General features: G+C 72.4%; 9 protein-coding genes. 5 read left to right on the top strand and 4 right to left on the bottom strand.

What is annotated here, in order from left to right:
* From ACVV2G_RS24875 to ACVV2G_RS24860, 4 genes are all read left to right on the top strand, one after another.
* The coding region (locus ACVV2G_RS24875) for a non-ribosomal peptide synthetase (protein ID WP_453844974.1) at nt 1–1,356 on the top strand (1,356 nt) is incomplete at its 5' end.
* Nucleotides 1,353–5,225, top strand: coding sequence for a non-ribosomal peptide synthetase (locus tag ACVV2G_RS24870; RefSeq protein ID WP_453844973.1), 3,873 nt, complete (start codon nt 1,353–1,355; stop codon nt 5,223–5,225). The genes ACVV2G_RS24875 and ACVV2G_RS24870, both read left to right, overlap by 4 nt.
* The gene (locus tag ACVV2G_RS24865; RefSeq protein WP_122615405.1) at nt 5,222–5,572 is read left to right on the top strand and encodes a nuclear transport factor 2 family protein; all 351 of its coding nucleotides are present in this window, start codon (nt 5,222–5,224) and stop codon (nt 5,570–5,572) included. The genes ACVV2G_RS24870 and ACVV2G_RS24865 overlap by 4 nt, the downstream gene beginning before the upstream one ends.
* 29 nt (nt 5,573–5,601) lie before the next feature.
* Nucleotides 5,602–6,669, top strand: coding sequence for a branched-chain amino acid aminotransferase (locus tag ACVV2G_RS24860; RefSeq protein ID WP_384699692.1), 1,068 nt, complete (start codon nt 5,602–5,604; stop codon nt 6,667–6,669).
* A gap of 543 nt (nt 6,670–7,212) precedes the next feature.
* On the opposite strand, the gene aztD is transcribed toward ACVV2G_RS24860, so the two are convergent.
* The 4 genes from aztD to aztB form a co-directional block, all read right to left on the bottom strand.
* Nucleotides 7,213–8,409, bottom strand: coding sequence for a zinc metallochaperone AztD (aztD, locus tag ACVV2G_RS24855; protein ID WP_453844972.1), 1,197 nt, complete (start codon nt 8,407–8,409; stop codon nt 7,213–7,215).
* Nucleotides 8,410–8,497: 88 nt separating this feature from the next.
* Nucleotides 8,498–9,460, bottom strand: coding sequence for a zinc ABC transporter substrate-binding protein AztC (gene aztC, locus ACVV2G_RS24850; protein WP_453844971.1), 963 nt, complete (start codon nt 9,458–9,460; stop codon nt 8,498–8,500).
* Nucleotides 9,457–10,695, bottom strand: coding sequence for a hypothetical protein (locus tag ACVV2G_RS24845; protein WP_453844969.1), 1,239 nt, complete (start codon nt 10,693–10,695; stop codon nt 9,457–9,459). Before ACVV2G_RS24845 ends, aztC begins: the two co-directional genes overlap by 4 nt.
* A gap of 10 nt (nt 10,696–10,705) precedes the next feature.
* Nucleotides 10,706–11,602: a zinc ABC transporter permease AztB gene (aztB, locus tag ACVV2G_RS24840; protein ID WP_453844968.1), complete on the bottom strand. Its 897-nt coding sequence runs from the start codon at nt 11,600–11,602 to the stop codon at nt 10,706–10,708.
* Nucleotides 11,603–11,616: 14 nt separating this feature from the next.
* On the opposite strand from aztB, the gene aztA reads away from it, so the two are divergent.
* Complete coding sequence (gene aztA, locus ACVV2G_RS24835; protein WP_453844967.1) at nt 11,617–12,360, top strand: zinc ABC transporter ATP-binding protein AztA; 744 nt, start codon at nt 11,617–11,619, stop codon at nt 12,358–12,360.
* The last annotated feature ends 101 nt before the right edge of the window (nt 12,361–12,461 follow it).

Genomic DNA, 12,461 nt, shown 5'->3' with positions numbered 1-12,461 from the left:
GTGATGTTCACGTCGGGTTCGACGGGCGAGCCCAAGGGCGTCGTCACCCCTCACAAGGCCCTGACCACGACCCTGATGGGACAGACCTTCACCGACTTCGGCCCCGGACAGGTCTGGCTCCAGTGCTCACCGGTCGCCTGGGACGCCTTCGCCCTGGAACTCTTCGGTCCGTTGCTGCACGGGGCGACGTGCGTCCTGCACCCCGGTCACACCACCGATCCCACCGTCATCGCCCAACTGCTCACCGAACACCCCGTCACCACCGCACACTTCTCCGCCAGCCTCCTCAACCACCTCATCGACGAACACCCCCAAGCCCTCACCTCCCTCACCTCCCTCACCCACATCCTCACCGGCGGCGAACCCGCCTCCCCCACCCACACCCGCCAACTCCTCACCCACCAACCCCACCTCCACCTCCTCAACGGCTACTCCCCCGTCGAGAACACCATCTTCACCCTCACCCACCCCATCACCCCCACCGACACCCACCGCCCCACCATCCCCGTCGGACGCCCCCTCCACAACAAAACCGTCTACATCCTCGACCCCCACCTCAACCCCGTCCCCATCGGCGTCCCCGGCGACATCCACATGGCAGGACCCGGCCTCGCCCACGGCTACCTCCACCGACCCGCCCTCACCGCCGAACGCTTCATCGCCAACCCCCACCGACCCGGCACCCGCATGTACCGCACCGGCGACCTCGGCCGCTGGAACCCCGACGGCACCATCGAATACCTCGGCCGCACCGACGAACAAACCAAAATCCGCGGCTTCCGCATCGAACCCGCCGAAACCCGCGCCACCCTCCAACAACACCCCCACATCCGCCACAACACCGTCATCGTCCGCGAAGACCACCCCGGCGACAAAACCCTCGTCGCCTACGTCGTTCCGGAGCCCGACTGCGGTCTGGACGAGGCGTCCCTGCGTGCGCACGCGGCACGCGACCTGCCCGAACACCTGCGGCCCAGCGCCTACGTCCTCCTCGACCGGCTCCCCCTCAACCCCAACGGCAAGCTCGACCGGGCGGCGCTCCCTGCGCCGGACCTCGGCAACCGCTCGACCGGACGTGCGCCCCGGACCCGGGAGGAGCGGGCGCTCTGCGCGCTGTACGGCGAGCTGCTGGGGCTTGAGGAGGTGGGTCCCGAGGAGGACTTCTTCGACCTCGGCGGGCACTCCCTGCTGGTCGCGCGGCTGATCAGCAGGGTGCGGTCGACGCTGGGAGCGGATGTGTCCCTCAAGACCGTGTTCCGGGCCCGGACCCCGGCCGCCCTGGCCGGCCGTCTCGACCGGACCGCTCCGGCGCGCCCCGCCCTGCGCAGGCGGACCAGGACAGAGGAGACCCAGTGACAGCTTCCGTCCACACCGCCCCGCTCTCCTTCCACCAGCGCCGACTGTGGTTCCTCGCCCGGGCCGAGCCCGGCCCCGCCTACAACATCCCGGTCGTCCTGCGGTTGCGCGGCCACCTGGACGTTGCCGCTCTGCGGGCCGCACTGGCCGACGTGGTCCGTCGGCACGAGGTCCTGCGCACCGCATACCCCGAAGCCGACGGCGAGCCGCGCCAGCGCATCCTCCCGCCGGGTGAGGCACCGTTGACGGTGTCTGCCTCCGCGGGCACGGCGGAGGTCCTGGACGCGGCGGCGCGCCACGTGTTCGACCTCACGGCGGACCCTCCGGTCCGCGCCACCGTGTGGACGGAGCCGGGAGGCGACGAGCACGTCCTGCTTGTGCTCATCCACCACATCGCCTGCGACGGCTGGTCCCTCGCCCCCCTGACCCGCGACCTCGCCGCGGCGTACCGCGCCCGCGTCGCCGGTGGAGCGCCGTCGTTCCCCGAACTGCCGGTGCAGTACGCGGACTTCGCGGAGTGGCAGCGCGACGTCCTCGGGAACGCTGACGACCCGGACAGCCTCCTCGCGCGGCAGCTCGGCTACTGGCACTCGGCGTTGGCCGACCTGCCGGAGGAGGCCGGATTCCCCGCGGACCGGCCCCCGCCGTTGCACCCCGGGGCCGAGGGTGGCAGTGTCCCGGTCCGGCTCGGTCCCTCCGCGCACCAGGGGCTGCTGGACCTGGCGGCACGGTCGGGGACGACCTTGTTCATGGCGGTCCATGCCGCGGTCGCGGCGCTGCTGACGAGGATGGGCGGCGGCACCGATCTTCCCCTGGGCACGGTGGTCGCCGGGCGGTCCGATGAAGCGCTGGACGAGCTGGTCGGCTTCTTCGTCAACACCCTCGTCCTGCGCACGGACACCAGCGGCGACCCCACCTTCGCGGAGCTCCTGGAGCGGGTCCGCGCCGCCGACCTCGACGCGTTCGCCCACCAGGAGGTGCCGTTCGAGCAGGTCGTGGAGAGGGTGAGGCCGGTCCGGGTGCACGGTCGGCACCCGCTGTTCCAGGTGATGCTGGTGCTGACCACCGAGGTCGGCGAGCCGCCGGCCTGGCCCGGCCTCAGCGTGGAACCGCTGCACCAGGGCACCGGGACGTCGAAGTTCGACACCACCGTCGGGGTGCGCGAGTCCCGGTCCCCCGGTGGCGCACCACTCGGCCTGGAGATCTCGTGGGAGTACGCGACGAGCCGGTACGACCGTCGTACCGCGGAATCGCTGGCACGTCGGCTCGAACGGCTGCTCCGCCACATCGGCGCGGACCCGTCCGTGCGGCTCAGCGCCTTGCCGCTGCTCGACGACGCGGAGCGTGAGGCGCTCACCGCACCGGCCGAGGCCCCCGGCGTGCGCACCGGCTGCCTGCACGAACTGTTCGCCGAGCAGTGCGCCCGGACGCCGAGGGCGACGGCACTGGTGTCCACGTCCGGTCGCACTACGTACGCCGAGCTGGCCGATCACGCCCGGGGCGTCGCTGCGCGGCTGGGCACCGGACCCGGCGACGTCGTGGGCGTGCATCTCGACCGCGGGCCGGACCTGGTGGCCGCGCTGCTGGGCGTCCTGTGGACCGGCGCGTGCTACACCCTGCTGGACACGTCCTTCCCCGCCGAGCGCCTGCGCGCGGTGCTCGACCGTGCGGGCGTCCGGACCGTGGTGGGCTCGGCGGCCTCGTCCCGCGCCCTCGGCCGCGACTGCGTCGACATCGCCGGCGTGTCCCGCGCGCCCGGTGCGGCGCCCGAGGCTCGGGTGTCACCCGAGGATCCGGCCGTGGTCATGTTCACCTCCGGTTCGACGGGTGTGCCCAAGGGGGTGATGGCCTCCCACCGGGCCGTCGCCGCCACCGTCACCGGACAGGACTACGCCCCGTTCGGACCTGGCGAGGTGTGGCTGCAGGCCGCACCGGTGTCCTGGGACGCCTTCGCCACCCAGCTGCTCGGGCCCCTGCTGCACGGCGGCACGTCCGTGCTGTACCCCGGCTCCAACGTCGACCCGGCGGTCGTCGCGGAGCTGGTCGTGGAGCACGGGGTGACCGTCTTCGACGCGTCCGCGAGCCTGTTCAACCACGTGCTCGACGAGCATCGGAAGGTCTTCGAGACCGTCCGCCACGCCATGACCGGCGGCGAACCGGCGTCACCGCACCACCTCGGCCTGGTGCTGAAGCAGTTTCCGGGGGTGAGGGTGGTCAACGGGTACGGCCCCGCCGAAAGCACCGGGTTCAGCACCACGCACACCGTCACCGGCGCGGACGGCGTCCAGGTGCCCATCGGCCGGCCCGTCCACGGCAAGCACGCCTACGTCCTCGACGACCGGCTCGGCCTGGTGCCCCCGGGCGGCATCGGTGAGCTCTACCTCGGCGGGGCCGGTCTGGCCCTGGGCTACCTCGGCGCCGCGGCCGCGACCGCCGAGCGCTTCGTCGCCGACCCGAACGGGACACCGGGCGCCCGGATGTACCGCACCGGGGACGTGGCACGACTGCGGCAGGACGGTGCCCTGGAGTACGTGGGCCGCACCGACGACCAGGTCAAGATTCGCGGCTTCCGCGTCGAACCGGCCGAGATCGAGGCGGCGCTGACCGGCCATCCGGCCGTCGCCCGGACGGCGGTCGCCGTGCGCGAGGACCGGCCGGGCGACAGGCGGATCGTCGCGTACGTCGTACCGGCAACGGACTCGGCGCCAGACGCGGCGGCTCTGCGCGACCACGCGCGGACGCTGCTTCCGCGGCATTTGGTCCCGGCCGCCGTCGTCGTCCTGGACGACCTGCCGTACACGGCCAACGGCAAACTGGACCGACGCGCGCTGCCCGCGCCGCGGTACGACACGGGGCGCGGCGAGGCGCCGGCCACCCCGACCGAGGAAGTCCTGTGCGAGCTGTTCGCCGACGTCCTGGGGCTGCCGGACCCCGTCGGAGCCGACAGCGAGTTCTTCGATCTCGGGGGTCATTCGCTGCTCGCCACCCGACTGCTGTCCGGCATCGAGGCGCGGCTGGGCGTCCGCCCCGGCATCCGTACCTTGTTCGAGTCGCCCTCCCCGGCCGCCCTGGCGTCCCGGCTGGACGCCCCGCACCCGGACGGCGACGGCCCCTTCCCGTCCCGCGGCGGCGACGGACTCGCGGTCCTGCTGCCGCTGAGGTCGGCGGGTTCGCGTCCAGCGCTGTTCTGCGTCCATCCCGCCGCAGGCATCAGCTGGGTCTACTCGGGCCTGTTGCGGCACCTTCCTGACCGGCCCGTCCACGGCCTCCAGGCTCGCGGTCTCCTGGAACCGGACGCCGCGCCCTCCTCGCTGGACGCCATGGTCGCCGACTACGTCGAGCAGGTGCGCGGCGTTCAGCCCACCGGGCCGTACCACCTGCTGGGGTGGTCCTTCGGCGCGGGCGTCGCCCACGCGATGGCGGTCGCGCTGCGGGCCGCGGGCGAGGAAGTCGCGCTGCTCGCCCTGCTGGACGGGTACCCCCCCGAGCCGACCGGTGAGACCTTCACCGCATCCGACCCCCATGTGGGCGAGGCGTTGCGGGAATCGCTGGGCTACCCGGGCCTGGACGCCGAGACGTTCCGGAAACGGGTGGGCGCCCCGGCGACCCTCGCCGACGTCTTCGCCGCCAACCTCTCGCTCAGTCGCACCGGTGTACCCGGACACTTCGACGGGCGCGCCGTCTTCTTCCACGCCACCGCCGGGGCCACCGGCGGCGAACCCGCCCCCGACGCGTGGTCGCCCCATGTGTCCCGCCTCGAACTGCACACGGTCGACTGCCGGCACGGCGAGATGACCCGGCCCGGCCCGATGGCGCACATCGCGGCCGTGCTCACCACCCACCTCCGAGACCAGGGAGAGCACCGATGACCACGACCCCCATCCCCCGGTTCTACCAGCTCGTCGACGCCGGTGACGTCGCCGGGCTCGTGGCGATGTTCGCTCCGGACGCCACGTACCACCGGCCCGGATACCCCCCGCTGCACGGCAGGCCGGGGATCGAGCACTTCTACACCCATGAGCGCGTGATCAGCGAGGGTCGCCACGCCCTGGACTCCGTGGTGGTGACCGGCCACGAGGTCGCCGTGCGGGGCTCGTTCTCGGGCAGGCTGCGCGACGGCAGCCCGGCCGCGCACCGGTTCGCGGAGTTCTTCACGCTCGACGCCGACCACCGGATCGAACACCGGGAGACCTTCTTCTCCGCCCCCCTCGTCTGACCCCGTCCGTCCGACCACAGGAGACGAGCATGACGTCACTGCTGAACCCGTCCATCGCGTCGCCCCTCGCCTCGCCCGGTCACGGCGACGCGTTCACGCGCCATCTCTACAGCATGCGGTACTCGCCCGAGCGCGGCTGGCACGACAGCTCGCTGCGGCCGATGGAGCAGCTGTCACTGCACCCCGCCACCATAGGCCTGCACTACGGCCAGGTGATCTTCGAGGGCATGAAGGCCTTCCGGCAGGCCGACGGGTCGACCGCCGTATTCCGGCCGTGGGAGAACGCGCGCCGGTTCCGTCGTTCGGCGGCACGACTGGCGATGCCCGAGCTTCCCGAGGAGCTGTACATCGAGGGCGTGGAGCAGCTCGTCGCGGCCGACCGGGGCGAGCTGTCCGACCACCCCGACCACAGCCTGTACCTGCGCCCCCTGATGGTCGGCACCGACGTGAACCTGATGCTCAGGCCGTCGGAGGAGTACCTGTTCCTGACGCTCGCGTTCGTGGCCGGAGGCTTCTTCGGGGACGAGGTGCGCCCGGTGTCCGTCCTGATCTGCCGGACGCAGAGCCGCGCGATGCCCGACGGCACCGGCGACGTGAAGTGCGCGGCGAACTACGCCCCGTCGTTCGTGGCCCAGCGGCAGGCCCAGGAGGCCGGCTGCCAGCAGGTGGTGTGGCTCGACTCCACCGAGCGGCGCTGGGTGGAGGAGATGGGCGGGATGAACCTGTTCTTCGTCCGGGGCAGCGGTGCCGACGCCGAGGTGTCCACCACTCCGCTGACAGGCACGCTGCTGCCGGGCGTCACCCGGGACTCGCTGCTGCGGCTTGCCGCACGGTGCGGCTACCGGGTGGGCGAGCGCCCCGTCGCCGTGGACGAGTGGCGCGCGGGATGCGCGAGCGGCGAGATCACGGAGGTGTTCGCCTGCGGCACGGCGGCCGTGCTGACGCCGGTGGGCACGGTACGCGACGGGCAGGACGGCGACTGGACCGTCGGCGACGGCGAGATGGGTCCGGTGACACGACGGCTCCGGGAGACCCTGGTCGACATCCAGCGCGGCCGCGCTGCCGACCCCGACGGCTGGCTGCACCGCGTGTCCTGAGCCGGCCCCCGCCGGCTCGGCCCGCGCCGAGAGAGCTCCGGCGCACACGAGGCCATCGATCGCCTCATCCTGCGTAGTGAAGCCGCCCTCTTCGAGCTGCTTCCCCGCGCCGTTGCGGAAACGGATCGTGTACGGGTGCGGGCACCGCGCCGATCACCGGGTCAGCAAGCGGAGGCGCCTCCGCGACCCCTGCTGACCATTTGCTGACCTGGATAGCCCGAACACGCCTCTGAACTGCACAACCGCCCAGATACTAGATCTTGGACTGGAACATGGTATGCAACATCGGGGCACTCCCACAATTAGGCTCCCTGCCTGCATTTATGCAGGTCAAGGGCTGTTTCCCTACCTTACAACGAGTCGCATGCTTGTCCATCCCCCCGGCCCCGGCCCCGGCCCGCGGTGCGGCCGGTGCCCACCACCGCCGGCGTCGGGGGACGCGCCGACGCTCCGCGAGGCCCGCGTGATCGTCTGACGCACTTCCCCGCGGGGCGCCCGCCGGCACGTGGCCGGCGGGCGCTGCACCGGAACGGGAAGTGCCGGTCAGCGGCCGTCCATCGTCCCGGACAGTTCGTTGGTGGCCTTCGGCAGGGTGACGGACGTCAGCTTGTCGCCCGAGTCCAGGTCGAAGGCGTGCAGTTGGCGCTTGCCCGGTTCGGAGACGTACGCCGTGTGGTCGCGGACGAAGAGGGTTGGCCTGGGCTGCTGCCAGTCCAGGGGCTCGGTCCAGTCGCCGACGGCGTCGATCTTCTTCTCGACCGTGCCGGTCTCCGGGTCGATGACGTGGAGGACGCCGTTGGTGCCGAGCACGAGTGCTTCGCCGTGCGGGCCGCGGGCGAGGGAGCGGAAGGAGTAGCTGGTGCCGAGGTCGACCAGCTTCATCTTCGCGGTGCGGGTGTCGATCAGCGATATGCGGGTGGGCCGTTCCAGTTCCGCGTCGGGGTCGGTCTTGTAGTCGCCCAGGAGGATCGGGGAGGCGTCGCTGCCGGCCTGGTTGCCGGTGCGGGCGTAGTCGTCAGGGGCGTCGACCTTGGTGAACTCGCCGTCCTTGTAGAGCAGTACGCCGTCCTCGCAGCCGAGGCCGACGACGTCGCCCTGGGCGGCGGCCTCGCCGTGGACACCCGGGCAGTTCTCGGCGCGTGCGATCTCCTTGTCGTTCTCGTCCAGGACGAGGGCGCCGGTGCGCTTCTCCTCGGTGCCCAGGGTGGTGACGAGTTCGCCGTCGGCCAGTTCGATCGCGACGCCGTGGTGGGGCTCGGCGGAGGTGTAGCTGCGGGCCTCCGGCTGCTTCCCGCCGGCCAGGTCCGCGGGGTCGAAGGCGTTCACCTCGCCCGTGCCGTCGGTGAACAGGACCGTCCTGCCACCGTGCCGCACGACGTGACCGGGCTTCGCACCCTTGAACTCGGCGTCCGTGAAGGTCTGGCGGGCCGCGTCGAGCACGCGGAATCCGCTGTCGGTGGAGATGATGACGTGGTCCTCGTCGCCCGCCGGGTTGATCCGGTTGAAGCCGGGCAGCTCGACGGTCTTCGCCAGCTTCAGGGTCTCGCCGTCGAGGACGTACAGTCCCCCGTCGTAGGAGGCGACCAGCGGGTTCTCGACCGCGGTGGCCCCGCTGCTCTTGGTCTGCTTCGGTTCGGCGTCGGACGAGGTGTCGTCGCCGCCGCAGGCGGTCAGCGCCATGGACGCCGTCAGGGCGAGGGCCGTGCCCGCGAGCATTCTGGCGCGTGTCGACCTGTTCATCGTGTGTTCGTCCTCTCCGGCCCTGAGGGCACGGGGTTGTGTGGCGGAGCGGCCGGCGGTCGGTGCGCCGGCCCCAGGGGGAAGCTGGTCAGTCGCCGGTGAGTCCCTCGGCCATCGCCGAGGTGTTGGCGCGCATCATGTCCAGGTAGGTGCCGGCGCCCTTGCCCTTCTCGGTCAGCGACTCGGAGTACAGCGGGACCACGTCCACATCACCGCCCATCTCCTGGCGCAGGACCTCGGCGAGCCGGGTGGGCTGGGAGGAGTCGGCGAAGACGGTGCGCACCTCGGCCTCCTCCATCGCCTGGGTGAGGGAGCGCAGGTCGGACGAGCTGGGTGAGGCGAGGGTGGTGCCGCTGGGGATGACGGCGCCGATCACGCGGAAGCCGAAGCGGTCGGCGAGGTAGCCGAAGACGTGGTGGTTGGTCACCAGGGCGCGGCGGTGCTCGGGGATGACCGCGAAGGACTTCTCCATCCAGGTGGTGAGGTCGGCGAGTCGTCCGTCGTAGTGCTCGGCGTTGTCCCGGACGGCCTGCTCGTCCACACCCTCGACGTGTTCCACTACCTGGTCGGCGATCAGACCGGCCACCTTGCGCACCCGGTCGGGGTCGGTCCAGAAGTGCGGGTCGGGCTCGCCGGCCTCGTCGTCGGGACCGCCCTCCTCGCCGGCGTGGAAGGTGAGCGGGTCGGCCGCCTCACCGGCCGCGAAGGTGGCCACACCGGACGCGCGGGCCGCCTCCACGTGCCGCAGCACGTTCTCCTCCAGGCCCAGGCCGTTGTGGACGACCAGGTCCGCGTTCTCCAGTTCGGCGGCCTGTACGGCCGACAGGCCGAAGGAGTGCGGGTCGGCGTTGGGCTTCATCAGGACGCTGACGTCCGCCTCGTCCCCGACTATCTCCCGGGTGATGTCACCGAGGATGTTGGTCGTCACGACGACCCGGGGCCGCGCGTCACCACCGCCCGCGCAGCCGGCCGCCGTGCCGGCGACGACGACGAAGGTGACCAGGTTCAGCAGCAGGGCGCGCACCCGCGCCGCCCGCGCACGCGCGCTCATCGGCCCGTCTCCACCATCAGCGACGGCCGGACGTCCAGGTCGAAGGTGCGGGCGACACGGAGGTCGTCGTTGTAGTCGATCTCGTACACGCGTTTGCCCGCGGGATCGTTGAGGTAGGCCCGGCTCCGGTCGACCTCGATCACCGGTGCCGCGGCTTCGCCGGTGACGGCGCCGGGGACGTCCTCCAGCAGGCGTCCGGTGACCGTGGTCTCCTTGCCGGTGGACGGGTCGTAGCCGTGCAGGGCTCCGTCGGTCTCCAGGACCAGCAGTGGTGCGCCTTCGCCAGCCGTGTTGGCGGCGACCACGGGCCCGGTCTCCACCCGCTTCCAGGTGCGCTCGGTGACGTCCAGGACCCAGACGGCGTCCCTTCCCGCGGGCGCGGTGAGCGTGGTGCTGCCCGGCCGGTGCCGGAACCGCGTGGCCCGCTCCGTCGGCGGCACGTCCTCGCCGTACGGGATCCTCTCGGCGGTGAAGGTGCCGTCGTCCTCGTGGACGAGCAGGGCGCCGTCGGCGCAGCCGAGGACGATCCCCCGCCGGGTGACCGCGTCGCCCTCCGGGTCCTCGCACGTGGGCTCGGGAGTGGCGACGCGCTGGCCGGTCCGGTCGAGCACGACGACCTTCGCGGGAGCGTCGCCGTCGCGCGTGAGGGCGACCAGGTGTTCCGCGTACGGCACGACGGGCCCGGCGTAGGTGCCCGGGAGCTGATCGGGGGTGCCGAGGGTGCCCTCCTCCAGAGTGGCGCGGGGGTGTACGCCCGCCTTGCCGTCCGCCGCCGTGACGACGGTCACGCCCGCGTCGCTGCGGATGCTCGTGCCGGTGCCGCCCGGGAGTTCGCCCACCTCCCGGGTCTTCGCGCGGTAGTAGTGCACGTGGTCTCCGTGGTCGACCATCCACGCGCCGCCGTCGAGGACGTGGGTGCGGTCCGCACCGTGGAAGTAGCCGAAACGGCCGTCCGTGGTGAGTGCGGTGACACCGGCTGCGCGCGCGGTCTCGTGGATCTCGCCGGTGATCAGGTCCAGCACTCGGGTGTCGCCGGTGCCGGGGTCGCCGAGCAGGAGCCGGGACTGCTGCTCGGCGGACTCGGTGGCGCCCTCGACGTACCCGTGGGGAGCGGCAGAGGAGGGAGGGGGCTCGGGGCCCGGCTCGGCGGCGTCCCGGCCCGCGCAGCCCGCGGTCAACAGGACCGCGGACAGGAGTGCCGGCGCCAGGGAAGTGACGTTTCTTCGGACGAACAAGGAGATCGCCTCAGGTTTCGTTCGGTCGGGGCGTGGGGGCGTTCGCGGGGAACGCGGCGGCATGGGCGGAGAGGCCGGCGCGGCGCGCACGGAGACGGTGCCGGAACCCGGAAGCCAGGTGGGACAGGAAGAAGAGGCTGACCGCGAGTGCCGAGACGGTCGCGCCGGCCGCGGTGCTCAGGTGCCACGAGAGCAGCAGGCCGCCGAAGGTGGCAGCCGCGCCGAGGGCGGCGGCGAGGACCATGACGCCGCGCACGCCGCGCGCCCAGGGCAGGGCCGCCGCCGGCGGGGCGATGAGCAGGCCCAGCACGAGCAGCGTGCCCACGATGTGGAAGGAGGCGACGATGGCCAGCGCCAGCAGACCGAGCAGCACGGCGTGCGCCAACCGGGGACGCAGGCCGAGGGTGTGGGCCTTGCGCTCGTCGAACGCCAGCGCCAGGAAGGCGCGGTGGCCGAGCGCCGAGACGGCCAGCGCCAGCAGCAGCGCCACCCCGAGGAGGACCAGGTCGCTCTCGCGCACGGCCAGGACGTCACCGAAGAGGAACCCGGTGAGGTCCACGGCGAACGACTGCGAGCGCGACACGATGATGACGCCCAGGGACAGCATGCCGACGAAGAGCAGGCCGATGCCGGTGTCCTGGGAGAGCCTCGGAGCACGGCCGAGGGCGGTGACACCGGCCGTCATGACGGCCGCGCTCACCACCGCCCCCACCAGCAGGTTGCCTCCGAGCAGCGCGGCGACCGCGACACCCGGCAGCAGCCCGTGGGACATGGCGTCGCCGAGGAAGGCCATCCCCCGGAGCACCACCCACGTACCCGCGAGGGCGCATATCGCCGACACCAGGATCCCGGCCCACAGGGCCCGCTGCACAAAGGCCGCCTCGAAAGGGGCCGTCAACCACTCCATACGAGGACCCTACAATGAAAATCATGTTCAACAAACACTCCCCGACGCCGCCCGTCGACGGGTCAGGCGACGATCGCGTCCGCTTCACCGGCCTGGACGCGGGCTACCCCGGCCGTCCGGTACTCCGCCAACTCGACGGCCGCATACCGGCTTCGGCCACGACGGCACTCGTCGGACCGAACGGCAGCGGGAAGTCCACACTGCTCGGCGTGATCGCCGGCGTGATCCACGCCACATCCGGACAGCTCCAGTACGCAGCGGGCCGCCCGCCCGCCTTCGTCCCGCAGCGCGGGGCCGTCGGCGACGCACTCCCCCTCACCGCACGGCAGACCGTGGAGATGGGGCGCTGGGAGGAGCGGGGCCTGTGGCGGCGGTTGACGCGGCAGGACCGGGCGGTGGTCGACTCGGCCATGGAACGACTGGGCGTCGCCGGCCTCGCCGCCCGCCAGCTCGGCGAGTTGTCCGGTGGGCAACGTCAGCGCGTCCTGATCGCGCAGGGCCTCGCCCAGCAGTCCGACCTGCTGCTTCTGGACGAGCCGACCACCGGGCTCGACCCCGAAGCCCGGGAGCGCATCACGACGCTGCTGACGGAACTGGTCGCCGACGGCACGACCGTCGTCCAGGCCACGCACGACCTGGCGGCCGCCCGCTCCGCCGACGCCTGCCTGCTCCTCGGCGACGGACGGCTGGTCGGGCAGGGTCCGCCCGACCGGGTACTCACCCCGGTGGCCCTGTCCCGGATCCGGCAGCCGGCGTGAGGCACCGGAGGCCGACACGTCGGTGACGGTCACCCGACACCCGGCACCCGGCACCCGGCACGCGGGGTGGGCTCGGCGGCGGCCCGGTGCCGGTGCCGGAG

It is taken from the genome of Streptomyces sp. JK94 (assembly GCF_053613315.1).
The sequence above is the reverse complement of the archived record's forward strand: the minus strand, read 5'-3'. Positions and strand labels throughout refer to the sequence as shown.

Coding starts and splice junctions, on each gene's coding strand:
- ACVV2G_RS24865 (WP_122615405.1), top strand. CDS start 5,222: ATGACCACGACCCCCATCCCCCGGTTCTACCAGCTCGTCGACGCCGGT.
- ACVV2G_RS24860 (WP_384699692.1), top strand. CDS start 5,602: ATGACGTCACTGCTGAACCCGTCCATCGCGTCGCCCCTCGCCTCGCCC.
- aztD (WP_453844972.1), bottom strand. CDS start 8,409: ATGAACAGGTCGACACGCGCCAGAATGCTCGCGGGCACGGCCCTCGCC.
- aztC (WP_453844971.1), bottom strand. CDS start 9,460: ATGAGCGCGCGTGCGCGGGCGGCGCGGGTGCGCGCCCTGCTGCTGAAC.
- aztB (WP_453844968.1), bottom strand. CDS start 11,602: ATGGAGTGGTTGACGGCCCCTTTCGAGGCGGCCTTTGTGCAGCGGGCC.
- aztA (WP_453844967.1), top strand. CDS start 11,617: ATGAAAATCATGTTCAACAAACACTCCCCGACGCCGCCCGTCGACGGG.